Genomic DNA, 24833 nt, shown 5'->3' with positions numbered 1-24833 from the left:
CGCCGTGCCGGCTGGGCTCCCGCCGCGGCGGGAGAAGGAGGCCGGCAGCTGTCCTGAGCCGGGGGCTGCTCCGGGCCGGGGCTGCTCCGGGCCGGAGGTTGTCATTGATGCGTCGGTTGGTCGTGAGCCGACGGCTCACTTTTCTCCGCCGCGGTGGCGCCCGGCCACCGCGGCGGTGGCCGGCGGTGCCGGACCGGACGTTGTCGTGGGCGAAGTCGGCCTGAGCCGCCCGCAGGGGCTCGCTTCAGCCGTCCGCAGGGCTTGCCGCCGTCGGCTGCCGGGGCAGGGCGTACGGGAGGGCGCCGTACCAGAGGCGTATCACCATGAAGCCGAAGGCCAGGCAGAGGGCGCCGCCCACCGCGTCGAGCCAGAAGTGGTTGGCGGTGGCCACGATGACGAGGAGGGTGGCCGTGGGGTAGAGGAGGCCGAGGAGCCGGACCCAGGGCACCGAGGCCAGCGCGAAGATCGTCAGGCCGCACCACAGGGACCAGCCGATGTGCATGGACGGCATCGCGGCGTACTGGTTGGACATGTGCTTGAGGTCGCCGGAGGCCATCGAACCCCAGGTGTGGTGGACCATCACCGTGTCGACGAAGCGGTCGCCGTTCATCAGGCGGGGCGGGGCGAGCGGGAACAGGTAGTAGCCGAGGAGGGCCACGCCCGTCGTGGCGAAGAGGGCGAGGCGGGCCGCCGCGTACCGGCCGGGGTGGCTGCGGTAGAGCCACACCAGGACCCCCAGCGTCACCACGAAGTGCAGCGTCGCGTAGTAGTAGTTCATGCCGACGATCAGCCAATTCACCGAGTTCACGGCGTGGTTGACCGAATCCTCGACGGCGATCCCCAGATGTTGCTCGGCCTGCCAGATCCAGTCGGCGTTGCGCAGCGCCTGCGCCTTCTGCTCCGGGACCGCGTTGCGGATCAGCGAGTAGGTCCAGTAACTCACCGCGATCAGCAGGATCTCGAACCAGAGCCGGGGCCGCCGCGGCGTCCGCAGCCGACCCAGGAACCCCTGTTCTCCCTCGCCCGTGACGGTCCGCGGAAGGGTCTGTTGTGCGCGACCTTCCGGCTCTGTCACGGTCGAGTCACTCATAGGTACAGAGTCTGCCAGAAAAGGCGTCTTCGACAGATCATCCCAAGGTTGGGTTCACGCCGCATGTTCTACGGCACCGCGACTACTACCCAGGTACTGCACAGCCCGCACCCGGGTACTCCTGTGCCGTCAGGGGCGGTTGGTGCGGTCGCCCGGTGCCGACGCGGTAGAACCGCGCACCACCAGCTCCGGCATGAAAACGAACTCGCTGTGCGGAGCCGGGGTACCGCCGATCTCCTCCAGCAGGGTGCGCACCGCGGCCTGGCCCATCGCCGGGACCGGCTTGCGGATGGTGGTGAGCGGCGGGTCGGTGAACGCGATGAGGGGGGAGTCGTCGAAGCCGACCACCGAGACGTCCCGGGGGACGTCGAGCCCGCGCTGCCGTACGGCCCGTATCGCGCCGAGCGCCATCATGTCGCTGGCGCACACGATCGCCGTGCAGCCCCGGTCGATGAGCGCCGTGGTGGCCGCCTGACCGCCCTCCAGCGTGTAGAGGGAGTGCTGGACCAGCTCCGACTCGATCACGTTCGCCGGCAGGCCCAACTGGTCCTGCATCGCCCGCACGAACCCCTCGATCTTGCGCTGCACGGGGACGAACCGCTTCGGGCCGAGGGCGAGCCCGATCCGGGCGTGCCCCAGGGAGACGAGGTGGGTGACGGCCAGCGTCATCGCCGCGCGGTCGTCGGGGGAGATGAACGGCGCCTGCACCTTCGGCGAGAAGCCGTCCACGAGCACGTACGGCACGCCCTGCGCCCGCAGCCGCTCGTAGCGCTGCATGTCGGCCGTGGTGTCCGCGTGTAGGCCCGAGACGTAGATGATGCCCGCGACCCCGCGGTCCACCAGCATCTCGGTCAGCTCGTCCTCGGTGGACCCGCCGGGGGTCTGGGTGGCGAGCACCGGGGTGTAGCCCTGCCGGGTCAGCGCCTGCCCGATGACCTGCGCGAGCGCCGGGAATATCGGGTTCTCCAGCTCGGGCGTGATCAGGCCCACCAGGCCCTCGCTGCGCTGCCGCAGCCGTACCGGACGCTCGTAGCCGAGGACGTCCAGGGCGGCGAGCACGGACTGGCGGGTGGTGGCGGCGACGCCCGGCTTCCCGTTCAGGACCCGGCTCACCGTCGCCTCGCTCACCCCCGCCTGCGCTGCGATGTCGGCAAGCCGTGTGGTCACGGCACTGGACTGTACCGGCCGTATGTCCCCTTGCACACCGATCGGGCGCCTGATGCGGCCCGGGGGGCGGCCCGCGGTGGGCTGCTGCGTCATCGCACTCCCTACTGAACATGATGGCAAGAGCTTGCAGAGTCTTGCACAAGTGGCCGCCGTAGCGCTCTACCGCCGTAAACAAGCGTCTCACGGCGGTCGCCGACAGGTCACGCCCGGATAACTTCGGAGATCTCTTGCACTTTTTTGCTGCAAGGTCTTTCGCAAGGCTTACATCGCTGTTACGTTCCCTGACGCCCGGCCGCCGCAGCAACGGCGCAGTCGGCACGACAGCGGGACGGTGGACGGGACCGCCCCCGCATCACTCGGGCTTAACCCTCAAGGAGAACTCATGCGGCGTGGCATAGCGGCCTCCGCACTGGTGGCGTCCCTCGCCCTCACGGCGACGGCGTGCGGCGGGAGCGACAGCGACAGCAAGTCGGACGGGCCGGTCACCATCACCTGGTGGGACACCTCCAACGCCACCAATGAGGCACCGACGTACAAGGCCCTGGTCAAGGAGTTCGAGGCCGCGAACAAGGGCATCAAGGTCAACTACGTCGACGTCCAGTTCGACCAGGCGCAGAACAAGTTCGACACGGCCGCCCAGTCCGGCAAGGGCGCCCCCGACGTGCTGCGCTCCGAGGTCGGCTGGACCCCCGCCTTCGCCAAGGCCGGCTACTTCGTGCCGCTGGACGGCACCGCCGCCCTCGCCGACAAGGACAAGTTCCAGTCCAGCCTGATGACCCAGGCCCAGTACGAGGGCAAGACCTACGGCGTCCCGCTGGTCACCGACACCCTCGCCCTCGTATACAACAAGGCGCTCTTCAAGAAGGCCGGCATCACCGCGGCCCCCGCCACCTGGGACGAGGTGAAGGCCGACGCCGCCAAGATCCAGGACAAGGCCAAGACCACCGGCTACTGGGGCCCCGAGGCCGCGTACTACACGCAGCCCTTCCTCTACGGCGAGGGCACCGACATGGTCGACGCCTCCGCCAAGAAGATCACCATCACCTCGGCGGCGGCCAAGAAGGGCTACCAGACCTGGCTGGACCTCTACTCCGGCAAGGGCCTGCACAAGGCGGACGTCACCGCCGACGCCTACGCCCACCGCCAGGACGCCTTCGTCAACGGCAAGGTCGCCATGACCATCGAGGGCCCCTGGGAGATCACCAACTTCTACAAGGGCTCCGCGTTCAGCGACAAGTCCAACCTCGGCATCGCCACCGTCCCGGCCGGCTCCACCGGCAAGGCGGGCGCCCCGACCGGCGGCCACAACCTCTCGATCTACGCCGGCATCGACAAGGCCCACCAGGCCGCGGCCGAGAAGTTCGTCGCCTTCATGACCTCCGCGAAGTCCCAGACGGAGATCGCCCTGAAGAACTCCACCCTGCCGACCCGCTCCGACGCCTACACCACCGAGGTCAAGGCCGACCCGGGCATCGCCGGCTACCAGGCCGTCCTCTCCTCCGCCCAGCCGCGCCCGGCGCTCGCCGAGTACTCCTCCCTGTGGGGTCCGGTCGGCACCGAGCTGACCAAGATCGCCGGTGGCAAGGAATCCCTGGACAAGGGCCTGAGCACCGCCGAACTCGGGATCGAGAAGCTCGTCCCCGACTTCAGCAAGTAAGCCGCCGGCCGGCCGCCGGAGTGCCTCGTTCAGGGAGGTGCTCCGGCGGCCGGCGGCCTGTGCCCAGCCAGCCCGACCCCGGAAGACCAGAAGGTGTCGAACCATGACAGTCGCCATCGACCGCGCGACCGGCAAACGCCACGGTGACCGCGCGCCCCGCCCCGGGCTGGGCCAGCGGCTGAAGAACAGCTACCAGAAGTACTGGTACGCCTACGCGATGATCGCCCCCGTGGCCGTCGTCCTCGGGGCGCTCGTCGTCTACCCGTTGGTGTACGGCTTCTACCTGACGTTGACCGACGCCAACAGCCTCAACACCGCCCGCACCATCGGCGTCAACCACATCGACGCCACCTACAAGTTCATCGGCCTGGACAACTACAAGGACATCCTGTTCGGACCGACGTCCTACGACCGCTTCTGGTCCCACTTCCTGTGGACGATCGTCTGGACCGCGCTCTGCGTCGCCCTGCACTACACGATCGGTCTCGGCCTCGCCCTGCTCCTCAACGAGAAGTTCCGCGGCCGCACCTTCTACCGCATGGTCCTGGTGCTGCCCTGGGCGGTGCCGACCTTCGTCACCGTCTTCGGCTGGCGGTTCATGCTCGCCGACGGCGGCATCATCAACAGCGCCCTGCACTTCCTGCATCTGCCGCAACCCGCCTGGCTGGAGGACACGTTCTGGCAGCGGGCCGCCGCGATCCTCGTCAACACCTGGTGCGGTGTGCCGTTCATGATGCTCTCGCTGCTCGGCGGCCTGCAGGCCATCGACGGCACGCTGTACGAGGCCGCCGAGATGGACGGCGCGAGCGCCTGGCAGCGCTTCCGGTACGTCACCCTGCCGGGCCTGAGGTCCGTCAGCTCCACCGTCGTCCTGCTCGGCATCATCTGGACGTTCAACCAGTTCGCCGTCATCTTCCTGCTCTTCGGCGACACCGCCCCCGACGCGCAGATCCTGGTCACCTGGGCCTACTACCTCGGCTTCGGACAGCAGCCGCGTGACTTCGCCCAGTCCGCCGCCTACGGCATGCTGCTGCTGGCCATCCTGATCGTCTTCACCTCCTTCTACCGCCGCTGGCTCAACCGCAACGACCAGCAGCTCGCGATCTGAGGCAGGAGTTCCCATGAGTACGACCACTGTCCAGACCTCCGCCCAGGTCGCCGAGGAGGCCCCCGTGACGACCACCCTCCGAGTCCGCGGCCGGGGCGAGCGCGGCCCGCTCGGCAGCGCCGTCATCCACGGCGTCCTGGGCGTCGCGAGCCTCGTCGCGTTCTTCCCGGTCGGCTGGCTGATCTTCCTGTCCCTCGGCCCGGACAAGGACGACTACCTCCACCCGAGCGGCATCTGGCACAAGATGACGCTGAGCAACTACTCCTTCGTCCTCCAGCACACCGGCTTCTGGGACTGGTTCAGGACGACGATGATCGTCGTCGGAGGTACGACGGTCATCGGGCTCATCCTCGCCTCCACCACCGGCTACGCGGTCTCCCGCATGCGCTTCCCGGGCTACCGGAAGTTCATGTGGCTGCTGCTGGTGACGCAGATGTTCCCGATCGCCGTGCTGATCGTGCCGATGTACCAGATCATGTCGCGGCTCGGCCTCATCGACAGCTACCTCGGCCTGATCCTCGTCTACTGCACCACCGTCGTGCCGTACACGGCGTGGCTGCTCAAGGGCTACTTCGACACGATCCCCTTCGAGATCGACGAGGCCGGCCGCGTCGACGGGCTCTCGCCCTTCGGCACCTTCGCCCGGCTGATCCTGCCCCTTGCGAAGCCCGGCCTCGCGGTCGCCGCGTTCTACAACTTCCTCACCGCCTTCGGCGAGGTCGCGTTCGCGTCCACGTTCATGCTCAGCGACGACAAGTACACGTTCGCGGTGGGGCTGCAGAGCTTCATCAGCGAGCACGACGCGCAGCGCAACCTGATGACCGCGACGGCGGTGCTGATCGCGATACCGGTGGCCGTGTTCTTCTACCTCGTGCAGAAGAACCTGGTGACCGGCCTCACCGCCGGCGGTACGAAGGGGTAGCACGCCGGTTCACTGGCGCCCCGCAAGGGGCGCGGGGAACTGCGCGACCAGCCCCGACGGCGCCGCACCCGAAACCCGAGGCGGCCGCGATGTCCATCCGACCCCGCTGACACCGCGGCCGTCTCGTCATCACCGTTCTACGCCCGCTTGATCCGTTGCCCCCCCCTTACGTACCAAGGACGCCATGAGCCAGCAGCACTCCGCCATCGCCCCGGCACTGAACCCCGCCAAAGCCAAGCGCAGCGACTGGTGGCGGGACGCGGTGATTTACCAGGTCTATCCGCGCAGCTTCGCCGACAGCAACGGCGACGGGATGGGGGACCTGGAGGGCGTGCGTGCCAGACTCCCGTACCTGCGCGACCTCGGTGTCGACGCCGTGTGGCTCAGCCCGTTCTACGCCTCGCCGCAGGCCGACGCCGGCTACGACGTCGCCGACTACCGGGCCGTGGACCCCATGTTCGGCAACCTGCTGGACGCGGACGCGCTGATCCGGGACGCGCACGGGCTGGGCCTCAGGATCATCGTCGACCTCGTGCCCAACCACTCCTCGGACCAGCACGAGTGGTTCAAGCGGGCGCTGGCGGAGGGCCCCGGTTCGCCGTCGCGCGACCGCTACCACTTCCGGCCGGGCAAGGGCGAGAACGGCGAACTCCCGCCCAACGACTGGGAGTCCATCTTCGGCGGCCCGGCGTGGACCCGGGTGGCCGACGGCGAGTGGTACCTCCACCTCTTCGCCCCGGAGCAGCCCGACTTCAACTGGGAACACCCGGCCGTCGGCGACGAGTTCCGCTCCATCCTGCGGTTCTGGCTGGACATGGGCGTGGACGGCTTCCGTATCGACGTCGCCCACGGCCTGGTGAAGGCGGAGGGGCTGCCGGACCTCGGCGGCGCCGACCAGCTGAAGCTGCTGGGCAACGATGTCATGCCGTTCTTCGACCAGGACGGCGTGCACGAGGTCTACCGGCAGTGGCGGCACGTGCTGGACGAGTACGCCGGCGAGCGCATCTTCGTCGCCGAGGCCTGGACGCCCACCGTCGAGCGCACCGCCAACTACGTCCGCCCGGACGAGCTCCACCAGGCCTTCAACTTCCAGTACCTGAGCACCGACTGGGACGCGAAGGAGCTGCGGGCCGTCATCGACCGCACCCTGGAGGCGATGCGCCCGGTCGGCGCCCCCGCCACCTGGGTGCTGTCCAACCACGACGTCACCCGGCACGCCACCCGCTTCGCCAACCCGCCCGGCCTCGGCACCCAGATCCGCACGGCCGGCGACCGGGAGCTGGGTCTGCGCAGGGCGCGGGCGGCCACCCTGCTGATGCTCGCGCTGCCCGGCTCGGCCTACGTCTACCAGGGCGAGGAGCTGGGCCTCCCGGACGTCGTGGACCTGCCCGACGAGGTCCGCCAGGACCCCGCTTACTTCCGGGGTGCCGGCCAGGACGGGTTCCGGGACGGCTGCCGGGTGCCGATCCCGTGGACGCGGGAGGGCTCGTCGTACGGCTTCGGGCCCGGGGGCAGCTGGCTGCCGCAGCCCGCGAGCTGGGGCGGGCTGAGTGTCGAGGCGCAGACCGGGGTGGCCGGTTCCACCCTGGAGCTGTACCGCAGCGCACTGCGCGTCCGGCGTGAGCAGGCCGACCTCGGCGCGGGCGACGCGGTGGAGTGGCTGCGCGCCCCGGAGGGCGTCCTCGCCTTCCGGCGCGGGGAGTTCGTGTGCGTCGCGAACACGAGCGGGGAGTCGGTGACGACTCCGGCCCACGGCAGGGTGCTGCTGGCCAGCGGCGAACTGACCGAGGCGGACGGCGAGGCGAAGCTGCCGGCCGACACCACCGTGTGGTGGACCACCGCCTGACGGACCGTCATGCGGTAACTTCTTGCAGCAACTTCACAGGGCCCGCTACCCATCCGGGGAGCGGGCCCTTAACATCTGCGCAACCGCAAGGTTTCCGCAATGTTTCTGCAAGAGCCTTCAATGGTGAAGGAACCCCACATGGCACGTAAGACACTCTCCGCCGCTCTGGCGCTGGCCGCCTGTAGCGTTGTCATGACCCCGTCCGTCGCGTCGGCCTCCCCGCCCGGCACCAAGGACGTCACCGCCGTCCTCTTCGAGTGGAACTACGGCTCGGTCGCCAAGGAGTGCACCAGCACCCTCGGTCCCGCAGGCTACGGATACGTCCAGGTCTCCCCGCCCGCCGAGCACATACAGGGCTCGCAGTGGTGGACGTCGTACCAGCCGGTGTCGTACAAGATCGCCGGCAGGCTCGGTGACCGCACCTCGTTCCAGAACATGGTGAACACCTGCCACGCGGCCGGTGTGAAGGTCGTCGTCGACACCGTCGTCAACCACATGTCGGCGGGCAGCGGCACCGGCACCGGCGGCTCGTCGTACACGAAGTACAACTACCCCGGTCTGTACTCCTCGTACGACTTCGACGACTGCACCTCGCTCGTCTCCAACTACGCCGACCGCTGGAACGTCCAGCACTGCGAACTCGTCGGCCTGGCCGACCTGGACACCGGTGAGGAGTACGTCCGCAAGACCATCGCCGGTTACATGAACGACCTGCTGAGCCTCGGCGTCGACGGTTTCCGGATCGACGCGGCCAAGCACATCCCGGCCGAGGACCTCGCCAACATCAAGACCCGGCTGACCAATCCGTCCGTGTACTGGAAGCAGGAGGTCATCTACGGCGCCGGCGAGGCCGTCCAGCCGACCGAGTACACCGGCAACGGGGACGTCCAGGAGTTCCGGTACGCCTACGACCTCAAGCGCGTCTTCAACGACGAGAACCTCGCCTACCTGAAGAACTACGGCGAGGGCTGGGGGTACATGAGCAGCTCGGTCGCCGGGGTCTTCGTCGACAACCACGACACCGAGCGCAACGGCTCCACGCTGAACTACAAGAGCGGCGCGAACTACACGCTGGCCAACGTCTTCATGCTCGCCTACCCCTACGGCGCCCCGGACATCAACTCCGGCTATGAGTGGTCCGACGCCGACGCCGGGCCGCCCAACAACGGTGTCGTCAACGCCTGCTGGCAGGACGGCTGGAAGTGCCAGCACGCCTGGCCGGAGATCATCCGCATGGTCGCCTTCCGCAACGCGGTGCGCGGCGAGTCGGTGACGAACTGGTGGGACGATGGCGCCGACGCGATCGCCTTCGGGCGCGGCGCGAAGGGCTATGTCGCCATCAACCACGAGTCGGGCTCCCTGACCCGGACGTACCAGACGTCGCTGCCGGCCGGGACGTACTGCAACGTGCAGGCGAACACGTCGGTGACGGTGAATTCGAGCGGCCAGTTCACGGCCACGCTGGCCTCGAACACGGCCCTCGCGATCTACGCCGGGAAGTCCGCCTGCTGAGGGGCCTGTGGGGTCATGCGTTGGGTCCCGATCACCGACAGCAGCCGCAGCGCCTCCTCGGACCGTGAACCCGGGGTCGCGGTGTAGATCACGACCTGCTGGTCGCGCTCGGTGATGTCCAGGGCGTCGCAGTTGACGGTGACCGGGCCCACCACCGGGTGCCGGAAGGTCTTGACCAGGGTGGGCTCGGCGGACACGTCGTGCGACTCCCACAGCCGCCTGAACTCCTCGCTCCCGGCGAGGAGTTCGGCCACCAGGCCGGTCACCTCGGGAGAGCCGGGATACCGGCCCGCCGTGGCCCGCAGGCGCTGCGCCGAGAGCCGGGCGAAGGCGTCCACGTCCGACACCCCGTACAGCCTGCTGCCCGCCGGGCGCGGGGTGAGGAAGGCGCGGCGCATGAGGTTGCGGTCACGCGGGGGCAGCGCGGAGAAGTCCTCCATGAGGGCGGCCGCCAGATCGTTCCAGGCCAGCACCTCGAAGGTCGCGGAGGTCACGAAGGCGGCGGCCTGCGGAAGCCGGTGCAGCAGGTCGAGCAGGCTCTGCCGGACCTCGCGGGAGGGCCCGGGCGGCGGTCCCGGCGGCGCTCCGGCCAGATGGTGCAGATGCCCGCGCTCGGCGTCGGACAGCCGCAGCGCCCGCGCCAGCCCGCCCAGCACCTCACGCGACGGCCGCGGCCCCCGGGCCTGCTCAAGACGCGTGTAGTACTCCGTCGAGATGAACGCCAGCTGCGCCACCTCCTCACGCCGCAGCCCCGGCGTCCGGCGGCGCGGGCCGCGCGGCAGCCCCACCTCGGCGGGGGAGATCCGCTCACGTCGGCTGCGCAGGAACGCCGCCAGCTCTTGCCTGTCCACGCGTCCAGTGTGCGTCGGCCGCCCGGCCCCATCCAGGTACCGCCGGTGCCTGGATGGGGCCCGCGCCCGCACGCAGGCTCGAAGCCATGGAGAACACAGTGAATCCCGGTCTGCTGACCGGCAAGGTGGCGTTCATCAGCGGAGCCGGGCGCGGTATCGGCGCGGCGGCCGCCCGGCTCTTCGCCCGCGAGGGCGCCCGGGTGCTGCTGGCGGCCCGCACGGAGGACCAGCTCAAGGCGGTGACCGAGGAGATCCGCGCGGCCGGCGGCACCGCCGACTACACGGTGTGCGACCTGGCCGACACGGCGAGTGTCCGCGCCGCCGTCGACCGCACGGTGGAGGTCTACGGCCGCCTGGACCTCGCGTTCAACAACGGCGCCGTCGCCCAGCAACCCGGCCCCCTGGACGAACTCCCCGAGGCCGACTTCGACCACGTCACCAGCGTCAACCTCAAGGGCGTCTGGCTGGCCATGTCCGAGGAGGTCAGGGCCATCCGCGCCACCGCCTCCGGCGGCGCCATCGTCAACAACTCGTCCGTCGGCAGCCTGGGCGCCAACCCCGTCCTGCCGGTCTACGGCGCCCTGAAGCGCGCCGTCAACAGCCTCACCGAGTCGGCCGCGGTCACCTACGGCCCCGAGGGCATCCGCGTCAACGCGGTCGCCCCCGGCGGCACGCTCACCGAGATGGTCCGCGCCTGGGACGAGGCCACTCCCGGCGTCATCGACCGCATGCGGGCCACGACCCCCCTCGGCCGCACCGCCGACCCCACCGAGATCGCCGAGGCCGCCGCCTGGCTGCTCAGCGACCGCGCGTCCTACGTGACGGGCACGGTACTGCGGGTGGACGGCGGGGCGCGGCTCTGAGCGGGAGCGCCCCGTAAGGGGCGCTGGGGGTACCCCCGGCCGAAGGCTGGGGGAGGAACTGCGCGACCGGCCACGACGAAGCCGCAGCCGACAGACGGCCTGCCCAGGCCCCGCCTGCGGAGCACCCGGCTCAGTCGCTGACGTTGATGTGCCTGGCCAGCGCGGTCACCGAGAGGTCCGCGTGGTCGACCCACTGGGGGAACGCCAGCGTCTTGTGCTGGGTGGAGGCCGGCGGCGTGATCTCCAGGTAGGAGGCGTGCACCGCGCCCGAGGTGCCGGTGTTGGCGTGGGTCCAGGCGACGACGGCCTCGGCGCTCTGGCCGTCCTTGAGGACCAGGGTCTTCTTGCCCGGGTCCTTGGCGTACCAGGTGTTGCCCCAGTGCGTGTGGGTCGTGATCGCCTTGTGCCTGGAGTTCTCCAGCCCCAGGCCGGGGTAGCCGCGCAGCGCGCAGGTCTTCCCGCTGAGGTTGCGCAGCGTGATGACGACGCCCTGGTGGTTCATGCCGCCGGCGAGCTGCTTGCCGAAGCCGGCCTTGAGCGCGGCGGCGGAGCAGGTGGGCGTGGCCTTGGCGGCGGCCGGGGTCGCCGCGTTGGCGGTGCCCGCCCACACGAGGCCCAGGCCGGCGAGGGCGGCCGCGCCTCCGGCGAGCTTGGCGCGGCCGATCCCGCGGCGGGCACGGTGCCTGCCCGCGGACCCGGCGATGTCGGTGCTGTGGGTGTTCAGGTCTTCGTTCACGGCGACGACGCTCCACTCGTGTCGTGAGGCACGGGGCGTGGTCTGCGCCCCGTGCCGTCCTCTGGTGCCTTACACGAGGTTCGATGCACGACACCGCGGATTTGTTCGCGCCGTGCCGCCGGAATCTTTCCGGGGCTACTTCCAGGTGTCACTCGTCGTGTAGCCGGCGGAGGTCCCCGTCGTGTACGACCGGTTCGTGCCGGACTCCCACGTCACGTTCCCGGAGCTGTCCTTCTTGATGTACTTGTACGTGAAGGCCGTGCTCTTCGGGACGATCACCAGCCTGCTCCACGTCGGGTACGACGCCGAGGACAGCGGGATCGCGTCGCTCGTGTTCCAGGAGCCGAGGGAGGCGAGGGAGCCGACGACGTAGACGTTGGTGCCCCAGTCGGTCGTGGCGTACTCGTTGAAGGTCACGTCGGTGGCGTCGGCGTTCGCCACGTTCCAGGAGTTGTCGAGGGAGACCGCCGAAGTCGTGGTGGTGGCGGTCCTGTTCGCGTTGGACTCCCAGGTGACGTTCCCGGAGCTGTCCTTCTTTATGTACTTGAACTGGAACGACGTGTTGATCGGCACGTTCACCGCACCCGACCAGATCGGGTACCCGGAGGACGACAGCTGGATCGCCTTCGAGGTGTCCCAGGAGCCCAGGGCGTCGATGGAGCCGACGACGTAGACGTTGGTGCCGGTCGTGGTGGACGCGTACTCGTTGAAGGTCGCGGTCACCGTGGAGGTGGAGCCGCCGCCGCTGCCGCCGTCGTCGCAGCCGACCGTGCAGGTGTAGGAGGAGTTGTAGAAGGCGACGGCGTCCTTCGCGGGGATCGTGATGCTCGCGTTGCCGCCGGAGACGGTGACCGTGGAGGCGCCGCCGTCGATGACGTCGGAGTACGTGCCGTCGGCCATGCCCGTCGCGAAGGTGTAGGTGGCCGACGACGAACCGTTGTTGACGGCGAAGAAGCCGGCGCCGCTGCGGCCGAAGCCGATGACGTTCGACGACATGGTCTGCCAGTTGGAGACGGCCGCGCTGCCGGCCGCGTTGTGCCAGGCCACCATGCCGACGACGGCGGTGTCGCGGTCGAGGCAGTTCCAGCCGCTGGAGCAGTTGGTGTCGGTGACGAAGCCGGCCGAGTTCGGCGGTGCCTGGTCGCTCTGGGTCCACTGCCAGCTGGAGTAGACCGTCGGTGTCGACCACTTGTAGGCGAGCTCGAAGAGGTTGGCGAGCTTGTAGCTGTCGCCGTCCTTGTAGCTCATGTGCAGGCCGTTGCGCTCGGTGTCGTGGTTGGTCACGAAGGACACGGAGTTGGCGGCGGGCAGGATGCCGGACGTGGACAGCGACGCGAGGTCCGAGACGTTGCCCTGGAAGGCCGACTTCATCCTGCTCGCGTAGGTGAAGTCCAGGACGTCACCGGAGCCGTAGTAGTCGCTGGGCTGCGGGGTCGAGCCCGGGTAGACCTCGTCGAAGACGTACGGCGCCGCACCGGACGTCGTGGTGTTCAGCTTGGCGACGATGGCCGCCATGTCGGTGGCCGGGATGTGCTTGGCCGAGTCCACCCGGAAGCCGTCGACGCCCAGGGCGATCTGCTTGTTCAGGAAGGCGGCGAGGCCCGAACGGACGTTGTCCGCACCGGTCTTGAGGTCGGGCAGGCCGAGCAGTTCGCAGTTCTGGACCTGCGTGAGGTTCGAGTAGTCCTGGATGGTCAGGTCGGAGGTGGGGCAGTCGGCGGAGGTGTGGTAGTCGCTCGGGTCCCAGTCCGGGGTGTCGTACTTGCTGGTGAGGGTGGTGCCGTCGTAGCCGGTGCCGGTCTGCGCGGCCGTGTGGTTGATGACCGCGTCCGTGTAGACCTTCACGCCGGCCGTGTGGCAGGCGGAGATCATCGACGCGAACTGCGCCGCCGTACCGAAACGGCTGTTCAGGGTGTACGAGTACGGCTGGTAGACGTCCCACCAGTAGTAGCTGGACTGCTTGAGGGACTCGGAGGGCGGGGCGACCTGCACGGCGCCGTAACCGGCCGGGCCGAGGACGTTCGTGCACTCGGATGCGATCGAGTTCCAGTTCCATTCCCAGAGGTTGGCGATCACGTCGCCCTTGGCGGTGGTGTCCGCCTGTGCGGCGGTGGCCGGCAGGGCGACGACGCCCGCGAGCGCCAGGGCGCCCACGGCGATCGCGACGGCCGTGCGTCTGAAGACACCCGGGGGTCGGTGTCCGGTCATGTGCGGCTCCCAAACAAGAGGGACAGGCTTCAACAACCCTGGAGCGTGGGCCAGTTGAGACAACGCGTCAATACGCCTCGTGAAAGTTCTTGCTGTGAGTTTCAAGCCTCTTGCTGTAAACCTTTCGTTAGCGATACGGTCGCGCCGGGTCGGACCCCAAGAGAGCCGCTATCGCTAGGAGTTCACACCGGTGATACATGTCAGACGGGTCGCGGCCGTCGCCGTCGCCGCCCTCGCCGCCGCGCTCGTGCAGCCCGTCGCCGCACACGCCGCCGCCCCGCCCGCCCCGCCGTCCGACGCGAAGCTCGCCGCCGAGCCCGCCCGGCACGACGACACCCGGGAGCAGTTCTACTTCGTCATGCCGGACCGCTTCGCCAACGGCGACACCGGCAACGACAAGGGCGGCCTCACCGGCTCCCGGCTCTCCACCGGCTACGACCCCACCGACAAGGGCTTCTACCAGGGCGGCGACCTCAAGGGCCTGACCAACCGGCTCGACTACATCAAGGGGCTCGGCACCACCGCCATCTGGATGGCGCCGATCTTCAAGAACAGGCCCGTGCAGGGGACCGGGAGCAACGCCTCGGCCGGCTACCACGGTTACTGGATCACCGACTTCACCCAGGTCGACCCGCACTTCGGGACCAACAAGGACCTCCAGACCCTCATCTCCAAGGCGCACGCCAAGGGCATGAAGGTCTTCTTCGACGTCATCACCAACCACACCGCCGACGTCGTCGACTACGAGGAGAAGTCCTACGACTACCTCTCCAAGGGCGCCTTCCCCTACCTGACCAAGGACGGGCAGCCCTTCGACGACGCCGACTACGCGGACGGGAAGAAGAAGTTCCCGGCCGTCTCCACCGCCTCCTTCCCCCGCACCCCGACCGTCACCAGCCGGTCGAAGGTGCCGTCGTGGCTCAACGACCCGACGATGTACCACAACCGGGGCGACTCGACGTTCGCCGGCGAGTCCGCGACCTACGGCGACTTCTCCGGGCTCGACGACCTGTGGACCGAGCGGCCCGAGGTCGTCAGCGGCATGGAGAAGATCTACGAGCGGTGGGTGAAGGACTTCGCCATCGACGGTTTCCGGATCGACACCGTCAAGAACGTGAACATGGAGTTCTGGACGCAGTGGGCGACCGCGCTGGACAGGTACGCGGCGCGGCACGGCCGTAAGAACTTCTTCATGTTCGGCGAGACCTACTCCGCGGACACGTCCGTCACCTCGCCGTACGTCACCCAGGGCCGCCTCGACGCGACCCTCGACTTCCCCTTCCAGGACGCGGCCCGCTCCTACGCCTCCCAGGGCGGCAGCGCGCAGAAGCTGTCGAGCGTCTTCGGCGACGACTACAAGTACACGACCGACAAGGCGAACGCCTACGAGCAGGTCACCTTTCTCGGCAACCACGACATGGGCCGGATCGGGTACTTCCTGGAGCAGGACAACCCCAAGGCCACGGACGCGGAGTTGCTGGCCAAGGACAGGCTCGCCAACGAGGTGATGTTCCTCAGCCGGGGCAACCCGGTCATCTACTACGGCGACGAGCAGGGCTTCACCGGGTCCGGCGGGGACAAGGACGCCCGGCAGACGATGTTCGCGTCGAAGGTCGCGGACTACCTGGACGACGACGAGATCGGTACGGACCGGACCGCCGCCAGTGACGCGTACGACACGAGTGCGCCGCTCTACAAGCAGATCCGTGCTCTCTCCAAGCTGCGCGCGGCCAACCCGGCCCTCGCCGACGGCGTCCAGACCGAGCGCTACGCGGCCGACGGCGCCGGTGTCTACGCGTTCACCCGGACCGACGCGAGGACCGGCCAGGAGTACGTCGTCGCCTTCAACAACGCCGGCACGGCCAAGCAGGCGACCTTCGCCACCGGCTCCGCCGGCATGCGCTACCGGGCGCTCTACGGCACCGACGGCACCCTCGCCTCCGACGGCTCGGCGAAGCTGACCGTCACCGTCCCCGCCGGGTCCGCCGTCGTCTACAGGGCGACCGGCTCCCTCGCCCAGCCCGCCACCACCCCGACGGTCACCCTCCAGGCCCCGGCCGCCGGCGCCACCGGCACCGTCGACCTCACCGCGGACGTCACCGGCGGGCAGCTGAACCGCGTCGTCTTCGCCGCCCAGGTCGGCAACGGGAAGTGGACCACCCTCGGCTCCGCCGACCACGCCCCCTACAAGGTCACCCAGACCCTCGCCGAGGACGTCCCGGCCGGCACCGCCCTGCGCTACAAGGCGGTCGTCGTCGACTCCGCCGGGCACACCTCCAGCGCGCTCGCCGAGAGCGCCTCCGGCACCCCGCCCGCCGCCGAGACGCCCACCGCCTCCTCCCGGGACTACGCGGTCGTCCACTACAAGCGCACCGACGGCGACTACGACAACTGGGGCCTGTACGCCTGGGGCGACCTCGCCGACGGCGAGGCGACCACCTGGCCCGCCGGCCACCCCTTCACCGGCCGCGACGCGTACGGCGCCTTCGCCTACGTCAAGCTGAAGCCCGGCGCCACGAACGTCGGCTTCCTCGTCGTCGACAAGGACGGCAACAAGGACGTCTCCGCCGACCGCTCCATCGACGTCACCAAGACCGGCGAGGTCTGGATCGAGCAGGGGAAGGCGGACGTAGAGACGACACGGCCCGACTACCCCGCCCAGGACACCGCCAAGGCGGTCATCCACTACCACCGCGCCGACGGCGACTACGCGGGCTGGGGCCTGCACGTCTGGACGGGCGCCGCGAACCCCACCGACTGGTCGAGCCCCCTGCAGCCGGTGCGGACCGATGCCTACGGCGCGGTCTTCGAGGTACCGCTCACCGACGGCGCCACCAGCCTCAGCTACATCATCCACAAGGGCGACGAGAAGGACCTCGCCGCCGACCAGTCGCTCGACCTCAAGTCGAACGGCTACGAGGTGTGGCTCCTGAACGGCCAGGAGAAGTACCTGCTCCCGCAGCCCGCCGGCAGCGCGGCCGCGCTCGACCTGACCACCTCCAAGGCGGTCTGGATCGACCGGGACACGGTCGCCTGGAACGGCGCCGACGGCGCGGTCTCCACCCAGCTGGTCTACTCCCACGACGGTTCGATCGCCGTCAAGGACGGGACGCTGACCAGCGACGACGAGCGGTGGCTGCGGCTGACGAAGACCACCCTCACCGACGCGCAGAAGGCGAAGTTCCCGTACCTGAAGGACTACCCGGCCTGGTCGGTCGACCCGCGCGACCGGGACCGGGTGCGCGACGCGCTCGGCGGACAGCTCGTCGCCTCCCAGCGCGCGGCGAACGGGGCCGTGCTGGCCGCTACCGGTGTCCAGATCGCGGGCGTCCTCGACGACGTGTACGCCAAGGCCACGACCGCTGACCTCGGCCCGGTCTTCCACCACGGAAAGCCGACCCTCTCCGTCTGGGCGCCGACCGCGCAGTCCGTAGCCCTCGAACTCGACGGCGCGGTGAAGACCATGCGCCGCGACCCCGCCACCGGCGTCTGGTCCGTCACCGGCCCCGCGTCCTGGAAGAACAAGCCCTACCGGTACGTCGTCAAGGTCTGGGCGCCCAGCGTCCGGAAGGTCGTCACCAACAAGGTCACCGACCCCTACTCGGTCGCCCTCACCGCGAACTCGGAGCGCAGCCTGGTCGTCGACCTGGACGACAAGTCCCTGGCGCCGGGCGGCTGGTCGACGTACACCAAGCCCAAGGCCGTCCCGATGAAGGACGCCCAGATCCAGGAGCTGCACGTCCGGGACTTCTCGGTGGCCGACGCCACGGTCCCGGCCGCGGACCGGGGCACCTACCTCGCCTTCACCGACAAGGACAGCGACGGCTCCCAGCACCTCAAGGCCCTCGCCAAGGCCGGGACTTCGTACGTCCACCTTCTCCCGGCCTTCGACTTCACCACCGTGCCCGAGAAGAAGGCCGACCAGGCGAGCCCCGACTGCGACCTCGCCTCCTACCCGGCCGACTCGGAGCAGCAGCAGGCCTGCGTCTCCGCGGTCGCCGCGAAGGACGCCTACAACTGGGGCTACGACCCGTACCACTTCACGGTCCCGGAAGGGTCGTACGCCACCGACCCGGACGGCACCGCGCGTACCGTCCAGTTCCGGAAGATGGTCAAGTCGCTCAACGACGACGGGCTGCGGGTCGTCATGGACGTCGTCTACAACCACACGGCGGCCAGCGGCGAGGCGGACACCAGCGTCCTCGACCAGATCGTGCCCGGCTACTACCAGCGGCTGCTCGCCGACGGCAGCGTCGCCAACAGCACCTGCTGCGCCAACACCGCGCCCGAGAACGCCATGATGGGCAAGCTGGTGGTGGACTCGATCGTCACCTGGGCGAAGGAGTACAAGGTCGACGGGTTCCGCTTCGACCTGATGGGCCACCACCCGAAGGCCAACATCCTCGCGGTCCGCAAGGCGCTGGATGCGCTGACCCTGAAGAAGGACGGCGTCGACGGCAAGAAGATCATCCTGTACGGCGAGGGCTGGAACTTCGGGGAGGTCGCCGACGACGCCCGGTTCGTGCAGGCCACGCAGCAGAACATGGCCGGCACCGGCATCGCCACCTTCTCCGACCGGGCCCGGGACGCCGTACGCGGTGGCAGCCCCTTCGACGACGACCCCGGCATCCAGGGCTTCGCCTCCGGCCTGTACACCGACCCCAACTCCTCGACGGCCAACGGCACCACGGCCGAGCAGAAGGCCCGGCTCCTGCACTACCAGGACCTGATCAAGGTGGGGCTGACCGGCAACCTGGCCAAGTACCGGTTCACCGACAGCGACGGCAAGGAGGTCACCGGCGCGGAGATCGACTACAACGGCTCGCCCGCCGGATACGCCGACGCACCCGGCGACGCCCTCGCCTATGTCGACGCCCACGACAACGAGTCGCTGTTCGACGCGCTGACGTACAAGCTGCCGGCCGGCACCTCCGCGTCCGACCGGGCCCGGATGCAGGTCCTGGCGATGGCCACGGCCGCCCTCTCCCAGGGGCCCTCGCTCTCCCAGGCCGGCACCGACCTGCTGCGCTCCAAGTCCCTGGACCGCAACTCCTTCGACAGCGGCGACTGGTTCAACGCCATCCACTGGAACTGCGCCGACGGCAACGGCTTCGGCCGCGGCCTGCCGGCGGCCGCCGACAACCAGTCCAAGTGGTCCTACGCCAAGCCGCTGCTGACCTCGGTGAAGGTCGGCTGCCCGCAGATCGACGGGGCCTCGGCCGCCTACCGGGACCTGCTGAGGATCCGTACGACCGACAAGGCGTTCTCGCTCGGCACGGCCGCGCGGGTGCAGTCGGCGCTCTCCTTCCCGCTCTCCGGCAAGGACGAGACGACCGGGGTGATCACCATGGAGCTGGGGGACCTGGTCGTCGTCTTCAACGCGAGCCCTGAGCGGCAGCAGCAGCGGGTGGGCGCCCTGGCCGGAACCGGCTACCGGCTGCACCCGGTGCAGGCGTCGGGCGCGGACTCCGTCGTCAGGTCGGCATCGTACGAGCGGGAAACGGGTACGTTCGAGGTTCCGGGACGCACGGTGGCCGTGTTCTCCCGGACCACGTGACCGCGGCCTGACTCGGTGGGGCAGGCCCGGCATGCCCCCGGCTGCCGCCGGGGGTGACCCAAGGCACTGCCCCACCGGTGTTGTCCAGGGGCTGGGAGCATGGACGTCGACGGCAAGCTGACAGACACGACCGTGCTGGTCGTGGACGACGAACCCGCGAGCCGGTACGCGATGGGCACCGTGCTGCGCCGGGCCGGCCACCAGGTCGTCGCGGTCGCCGACGGCCGGCAGGCGCTCGCCGAACTCGACGTACGGCTGCGCAAGGGCGCCCTGCCCGACGTGGCCCTCGTCGACGTGAACCTCCCGGACATGAGCGGCTTCGAGCTCTGCCGCCGGCTGAAGGAGCGGCCGCACATGGCCGGCCTGCCCGTCGTGCACTTCTCGGCCCGGCGCACCGCCCCCGCCGACCGCTGCCCGGGCCTCGACACGGGGGCCGAGGCGTATCTGACGGTGCCCGCCGAGCCGGAGGAGATCGAGGCGGCGGTCCGGGCCGCGGTGCGCGCCGCCCGGCTGCGCGCCGACGACCAGGCACTGGTGCGGCGGCTGAAACTGCTGTCGCAGACGATCGTCACCATCCAGGCGGCCCGCTCGCTGCCCGAACTGGCCGACGCCGCCGCGGACGGCGCCGCCCGCCTCCTCGGCTGCCCGGCCGCCGTCTTCGTCCTCGACCAGGACGACCAGCTGTACCGCGGCCTGTACCGGGAGCGGACCTCCCTCGCGCTGCCGGACGAGGGCGCCCACCGGGACGTGGCCGGGCTGCTGCGCCGGCTCACCCGCGGGCAGTCCGGGGTCCGGATCACCACCGTGCCGACGCCGCTGTGGCCCACCGGTTTCTTCCGGCCCGGGGTGCAGCACGACGCCCGGCTGACGCTGGTCCTCACCCAGGACGGCAAGGTGCCGGTGTGCCTGGCCACCCCCACCCGCGGGCAGCGCAGGGTCGACCCCGAGAACGAGGCGCTGCTGGCCCAGCTGGCCCAGGCCACCGCGCTCGCCGCCGAGCCGCTGCTCATGTACCAGGTGGAGCGGCATGTCGCGCTCACCCTCCAGCACAGCTTCCTGCCCCGCCCGCACCAACTGCCCGACCTGCCGGGCGTCGACATAGCGGTGCGCTACGAACCCGCCTCCCAGGAGACCGAGATCGGCGGCGACTTCTACGCCGCGCTGCGGGTCGGCGACGGGGTGCTCACCGCGGTCGGGGACGTCGTGGGGCACTCGCTGGAGGCGGCCACCGTCATGGTGGAACTGCGGCACGCGCTGCGCGCCTACTGCCTCACCGAGAGCGACCCGGCCGCCCTCGCCGACCGCCTCGACCGGCTGCTCCAGCACTACCACGCCGAGGTCACGGCCACCGTCTGCCTGGCCCTGATCGACCCGGCGACCGGGCGCACCCGCGTTGCCAACGCCGGCCACATCCCGCCGCTGATACTCGGGGACGACGGCAGCGCCGAGTACGTCAAGGCGTCCGGTCCGCTGCTCGGGGTGGGCCTGCCGCACCCGCCGCCCACCGAACTGGTCCTCGGCCCCACCGACCGGCTCCTCATGGTCACCGACGGCCTGATCGAGACCCGCGGTACCGACCTCGCGGTCTCGATGGAACACCTCCGGGCCGCGGCCGGCGGCGCCCTGCCCGGCCTGGAGGCCCTGTGCGACACCCTCCTGGCCTGCTTCGGCCGGGACCGCGAGGACGACATCGCACTGCTGGCACTGAGCCTGGCGAACTAGCGGCCGTCCCGCCGTCGCCGTCCGCCGCCGACGGCTCGCCTGCATTCCCCCCGGCATTCGCCGGACGCCCCGATTCGCCTTGCGCACACCGGATCTGACACGGCGGATCACGGCAGGCCGGCGGGCGCCCTGACGGAATCGAGCAGAAGCGGGCGCAAGTGGGCGGATTCGAAAACCGGGAAGGAAACGGCACGGGATATTCCGCGTCGATTGCGTTCGCTATGGCCATGGCTGTCACTAATCGTGCTCGATTCGCCGCTAGATCGAATTCACGGGCCGCTGGATAATGAACGCGGCGGTGGTGTTCCCTGCCGTCAAGTGCCCGGTATCGGCTGAGAGGGCTGAGACCGGCGGGTCGCCGCGGGTCTCCTGAATCTCCCGTCATCACCGCGATTTGATTCAGAGTTAATTGGTGCACGCTGTTTCTTTTCCCCGGATGCGGGATGCGATGCCGTCGAACGCGTGGATTATTTTCCGGAGTGCCGTCACTTATACGCCTCTATTCTGCGCCGGACTGCGCCGTCCATTGCCGGTGCAACACCGTGCGCTCGCCGAATCAAGTGACGGCCGGCAGGCGGCTGTTGTACGTTTTTTCTCGCCGAGGAGATATTCCAACCAGCGGTTCTCGCCGTTGAGAGGGACACGTATGACGAGCCACGCAACCGGAATCGATCTCGAAATTCTGCTCCGCCGGGCGTTACAGACCACGGGTACCGGCGCGCGTTGGACGACCGACGCGGACGAGATGTGGTGCCGCCTCACCCACCAGTCCGGCATGCGACGCCGGCAGGGCTGGAAATTGCACGTTTCCGCGACGGCCGCGTCCGCGCCGGAAGTGCTGGAGAAGGCACTGGACGTGCTGTTGCACGAGGAGTCGGGATTCAAGTTCGTCCGGTCGCTCGAACAGGTGGGTGCACTCAATTCCCGCGCCACGCCACGAGGAAGCTCCGGCAAGTTCATCACCGTATACCCGTCCTCCGACGCCGACGCCGCACGGCTGGCGCTGGCGCTGCACCGGGCCACGGCAGGACTGGCCGGTCCCCGGATCCTGTCCGACCAGCCCTATGCGCCGCAGAGTCTGGTGCACTACCGCTACGGCGCCTTCGTCGGCCGGCGGCGGCTCTCGGACCAGGGGCTGCTGGTGTGGTTCATCGAGGACCCCGACGGCAACCCCGTGGAGGACAAGCGCACCGGGCAGTACTCCCCGCCCTCCTGGGCGGTCAGCCCCTTTCCCGCCTCGGTGCCGCTGCCGCCGCGACCGCAGAAGGCGGCGAGCGGCCCGGTGCTGCTCGGCGGCCGGTTCTCGGTACGGGAGGCGATCCGGCACACCAACAAGGGCGGCGTCTACCGGGGAACCGACGTCACCACGGGCGCACCTGTGGTGATCAAGGAGACCCGGCCGCACGTGGAGGGCGACGCCGCCGGCGGCGACATCCGTGACTGGCTGCGCGCCGAGGCCAGGACGCTGGAGAAGCTCAGGGGCACGGGACTGGCACCGGAGCCGCTCGCGATGTTCGAGACGGGCGGGCACCTGTTCCTGGCCCAGGAGGAAGTGCCGGGCATCCCCCTGCGCAACTGGGTCGCCGAGCGCTTCCGCGACGTCGGGAGCGAACGCTACCGGGCGGACGCGCTCGCCCAGGCCGGCCGCCTGGTGGAGCTCGTCGCGGCCGCCCACGCCCGCGGCTGCGTCCTGCGGGACCTCACACCCGGCAACGTCATGGTCCGCCCCGACGGGGAACTGCGCCTCATCGACCTGGAGCTCGCGGTCCTGACGGACGACGTCCCGCTCCCGACCCGGGTGGGGACCCCGGGCTTCAGCGCCCCCGAGCGCCTGGCGGACGCCCCGGTCTCCCCGACGGCCGACTACTACAGCCTCGGCGCCACCCTGTGCTTCGTGCTCGCCGGGAAGGTACCGAACCTGCTGCCCGAGGAACCGGCCGCCAGGCCCGCGGAAGAGCGGTTGGCCGAGTGGCTGGCCGCCTGCGACGAAACGTTGCCGCTGCCGGACGGTCTGGCCGAGATGCTGCTCGGACTGATGAAGGACGATCCCGGCGGGCGCTGGGACCCGGCCAGGGCGCGGGCGGCTCTGCGCCGCGCGGACCCGGCGCTGCCGAGGCGGACCGCCGCCGGGCCGGCCCGGACGGCCGATCCGGATGATCCCGGTGGTCCGGACCCGGCCACGCAGGCAGCGGTCACCGGGATGGTGGACCACCTCGTCGATGCGATGACCCCGCACGACGACCGGCGGCTGTGGCCCGTCTCCACCCTCGCCGGCGAGACCGATCCGTGCACCGTGCAGCAGGGCGCGGCAGGCGTACTCGCGGTCCTGACCCGGTACTTCGAGCTCACCGGCGACCCCCGCCTGCCGGACCTGATCTCCACCGCGGGCAACTGGATCGCCGCCCGGACCGACACCCGGTCCATCCGTCCGGGCCTGCACTTCGGCGGCCGCGGAATCGCCTGGGCGCTGTACGACGCCGGACGCGCCGTCGGCGACCGCGCGCTCACCGACCACGCCCTGGCCCTCGCGCTGGCTCCGCCGGAGCCGACGCCCAGTCACGACATCACCCACGGCAGCGCGGGCAGCGGACTCGCCGCCGCCGCCCTGTGGCACCGTACCGGCGACCCGCGCCTGGCCGAACTGGTCGCCGACGCGGCCGACCGGCTGGCCGCCGCCGCACAGCCCGAGCCGTCCGGCGTGAGCTGGCCCGTCCCCGCCGAAGCCGTCTCCGAGGAGGCCGGCAAACGCTACCTGGGCTTCGCGCACGGCTCGGCCGGCATCGGCAGCTTCCTGCTCACCGCCGAGGCCGTCTCCGGGCGGCCGGAACACCTGGAACTGGCCCTGGCGGCGGGCGAGCACCTGGTGGCCAACGCCGTGCCGGTCGGCCGGGCCGCCCAGTGGCCGGCCCAGGCCACGGACCCGCCCACGGCCCCGTACTGGTGCCACGGCTCGGCGGGCATCGGCTCCTTCCTGGTCCGGCTCTGGCAGCGGACCGGAGACAGGCGATTCGGCGATCTCGCCCGCGGCGCCGTACACGCCGTCATGGAGCGCGCCTCCCGGGCCGCCCTCACCCAGTGCCACGGGCTGGCGGGCAACGGCGACTTCCTCCTCGACATGGCCGACGCCACCGGGGAGCCCGCCTACCGGGCGATGGCCGAGGACCTGGCCCGCCTCATCGTCTCCGAGCGCGCCCACCGCGCAGCCCACGTCGTCTTCCCCAACGAGTACGGGGAGATCTCGACGAGCTGGAGCGACGGGTCCGCGGGAATCCTGGCGTTCCTCCTGAGGACGCGCCACACCGACTCCCGGCACTGGACTGTCCAGCAGCCGGGCTGAGCGGCAGGAAAACCCCCCTGTCGCTAACCGCTCACAGAAGGAGAATGTCATGGAGAACCAGGCCCTTGAGCTGCTGGCCCAGCTGCACGCCCTTCCGGAGACCGACCCGGTCGACTTCGACGGAGCCTCGTACTCCGGGACGTGTGCGTGCGTCGGCCTGCTGACGCTGCTCAACACGGTCTGCGTGGGCATCAGCTGCGCCTAGCCCAGAACCTCCGGCCGGTGGCCGCCCTCGGGCGGCCACCGGCCGGAGCCGG

General features: G+C 70.0%; 15 protein-coding genes. 10 read left to right on the top strand and 5 right to left on the bottom strand.

Annotated elements, in window-relative coordinates; translation table 11 throughout:
- Positions 1–244: 244 nt before the first annotated feature.
- Together ACFZB3_RS22525 and ACFZB3_RS22520 are read right to left on the bottom strand one after the other, a co-directional pair.
- On the bottom strand, positions 245–1090 hold the full coding sequence (locus tag ACFZB3_RS22525) for a phosphatase PAP2 family protein (RefSeq protein ID WP_391377613.1): 846 nt from the start codon (positions 1088–1090) through the stop codon (positions 245–247).
- Between the two features lie 129 nt (positions 1091–1219).
- Positions 1220–2257 carry a substrate-binding domain-containing protein gene (locus tag ACFZB3_RS22520; protein ID WP_391377611.1) on the bottom strand — a complete coding sequence of 346 codons (1038 nt, stop codon included), beginning with the start codon at positions 2255–2257 and terminating at the stop codon, positions 1220–1222.
- Between the two features lie 382 nt (positions 2258–2639).
- On the opposite strand from ACFZB3_RS22520, the gene ACFZB3_RS22515 reads away from it, so the two are divergent.
- From ACFZB3_RS22515 to ACFZB3_RS22495, 5 genes are all read left to right on the top strand, one after another.
- The gene (locus tag ACFZB3_RS22515; protein WP_391377609.1) at positions 2640–3914 is read left to right on the top strand and encodes an extracellular solute-binding protein; all 1275 of its coding nucleotides are present in this window, start codon (positions 2640–2642) and stop codon (positions 3912–3914) included.
- Positions 3915–4017: 103 nt separating this feature from the next.
- The gene (locus ACFZB3_RS22510) at positions 4018–5022 is read left to right on the top strand and encodes an ABC transporter permease subunit (RefSeq protein ID WP_391377607.1); all 1005 of its coding nucleotides are present in this window, start codon (positions 4018–4020) and stop codon (positions 5020–5022) included.
- Positions 5023–5035: 13 nt separating this feature from the next.
- Positions 5036–5944 (top strand): ABC transporter permease subunit, encoded by a 909-nt coding sequence (locus ACFZB3_RS22505; RefSeq protein ID WP_391377605.1) that lies wholly within the window; start codon positions 5036–5038, stop codon positions 5942–5944.
- A gap of 184 nt (positions 5945–6128) precedes the next feature.
- A complete protein-coding gene (locus tag ACFZB3_RS22500) occupies positions 6129–7790 on the top strand; it encodes an alpha-amylase family glycosyl hydrolase (protein WP_391377603.1) in 1662 nt (553 codons plus the stop codon).
- Between the two features lie 138 nt (positions 7791–7928).
- Positions 7929–9302, top strand: coding sequence for an alpha-amylase family glycosyl hydrolase (locus ACFZB3_RS22495; RefSeq protein ID WP_391377601.1), 1374 nt, complete (start codon positions 7929–7931; stop codon positions 9300–9302).
- Here ACFZB3_RS22495 and ACFZB3_RS22490 read toward each other — a convergent pair.
- Positions 9278–10153 carry a helix-turn-helix domain-containing protein gene (locus ACFZB3_RS22490; RefSeq protein ID WP_391377599.1) on the bottom strand — a complete coding sequence of 292 codons (876 nt, stop codon included), beginning with the start codon at positions 10151–10153 and terminating at the stop codon, positions 9278–9280. The genes ACFZB3_RS22495 and ACFZB3_RS22490 overlap by 25 nt on opposite strands.
- An 86-nt stretch (positions 10154–10239) precedes the next feature.
- On the opposite strand from ACFZB3_RS22490, the gene ACFZB3_RS22485 reads away from it, so the two are divergent.
- Positions 10240–11016: a glucose 1-dehydrogenase gene (locus ACFZB3_RS22485; RefSeq protein ID WP_391377597.1), complete on the top strand. Its 777-nt coding sequence runs from the start codon at positions 10240–10242 to the stop codon at positions 11014–11016.
- Positions 11017–11146: 130 nt separating this feature from the next.
- Here ACFZB3_RS22485 and ACFZB3_RS22480 read toward each other — a convergent pair whose 3' ends face one another.
- Positions 11147–11752 carry a DUF4232 domain-containing protein gene (locus ACFZB3_RS22480; protein WP_391377595.1) on the bottom strand — a complete coding sequence of 202 codons (606 nt, stop codon included), beginning with the start codon at positions 11750–11752 and terminating at the stop codon, positions 11147–11149.
- Positions 11753–11887: 135 nt separating this feature from the next.
- The gene (locus tag ACFZB3_RS22475) at positions 11888–13960 is read right to left on the bottom strand and encodes a carbohydrate-binding module family 20 domain-containing protein (protein WP_391377593.1); all 2073 of its coding nucleotides are present in this window, start codon (positions 13958–13960) and stop codon (positions 11888–11890) included.
- A gap of 190 nt (positions 13961–14150) precedes the next feature.
- Between ACFZB3_RS22475 and pulA the strand changes: the two genes are divergently transcribed.
- The 4 genes from pulA to ACFZB3_RS22455 all read left to right on the top strand — a co-directional run bounded on the left by pulA (position 14151) and on the right by ACFZB3_RS22455 (position 24781).
- Positions 14151–19517 carry a pullulanase-type alpha-1,6-glucosidase gene (gene pulA / locus ACFZB3_RS22470; RefSeq protein ID WP_391377591.1) on the top strand — a complete coding sequence of 1789 codons (5367 nt, stop codon included), beginning with the start codon at positions 14151–14153 and terminating at the stop codon, positions 19515–19517.
- Between the two features lie 99 nt (positions 19518–19616).
- A complete protein-coding gene (locus ACFZB3_RS22465) occupies positions 19617–21239 on the top strand; it encodes a SpoIIE family protein phosphatase (protein ID WP_391377589.1) in 1623 nt (540 codons plus the stop codon).
- A gap of 646 nt (positions 21240–21885) precedes the next feature.
- Positions 21886–24576 (top strand): class IV lanthionine synthetase LanL, encoded by a 2691-nt coding sequence (gene lanL, locus ACFZB3_RS22460; RefSeq protein WP_391377587.1) that lies wholly within the window; start codon positions 21886–21888, stop codon positions 24574–24576.
- 49 nt (positions 24577–24625) lie between these two features.
- Positions 24626–24781, top strand: coding sequence for a VenA family class IV lanthipeptide (locus ACFZB3_RS22455; protein ID WP_391377585.1), 156 nt, complete (start codon positions 24626–24628; stop codon positions 24779–24781).
- The last annotated feature ends 52 nt before the right edge of the window (positions 24782–24833 follow it).

This window comes from Streptomyces sp. NPDC008092, assembly GCF_042957285.1.
Taxonomy (GTDB): Bacteria; Actinomycetota; Actinomycetes; order Streptomycetales; family Streptomycetaceae; genus Streptomyces.
This window is presented reverse-complemented; position numbering and strand designations above follow the sequence as displayed.

Coding starts and splice junctions, on each gene's coding strand:
- lanL (WP_391377587.1), top strand. CDS start 21,886: ATGACGAGCCACGCAACCGGAATCGATCTCGAAATTCTGCTCCGCCGG.
- ACFZB3_RS22525 (WP_391377613.1), bottom strand. CDS start 1,090: ATGAGTGACTCGACCGTGACAGAGCCGGAAGGTCGCGCACAACAGACC.
- ACFZB3_RS22515 (WP_391377609.1), top strand. CDS start 2,640: ATGCGGCGTGGCATAGCGGCCTCCGCACTGGTGGCGTCCCTCGCCCTC.
- ACFZB3_RS22510 (WP_391377607.1), top strand. CDS start 4,018: ATGACAGTCGCCATCGACCGCGCGACCGGCAAACGCCACGGTGACCGC.
- ACFZB3_RS22505 (WP_391377605.1), top strand. CDS start 5,036: ATGAGTACGACCACTGTCCAGACCTCCGCCCAGGTCGCCGAGGAGGCC.
- ACFZB3_RS22495 (WP_391377601.1), top strand. CDS start 7,929: ATGGCACGTAAGACACTCTCCGCCGCTCTGGCGCTGGCCGCCTGTAGC.
- ACFZB3_RS22465 (WP_391377589.1), top strand. CDS start 19,617: ATGGACGTCGACGGCAAGCTGACAGACACGACCGTGCTGGTCGTGGAC.
- ACFZB3_RS22475 (WP_391377593.1), bottom strand. CDS start 13,960: ATGACCGGACACCGACCCCCGGGTGTCTTCAGACGCACGGCCGTCGCG.
- ACFZB3_RS22455 (WP_391377585.1), top strand. CDS start 24,626: ATGGAGAACCAGGCCCTTGAGCTGCTGGCCCAGCTGCACGCCCTTCCG.
- ACFZB3_RS22485 (WP_391377597.1), top strand. CDS start 10,240: ATGGAGAACACAGTGAATCCCGGTCTGCTGACCGGCAAGGTGGCGTTC.
- ACFZB3_RS22500 (WP_391377603.1), top strand. CDS start 6,129: ATGAGCCAGCAGCACTCCGCCATCGCCCCGGCACTGAACCCCGCCAAA.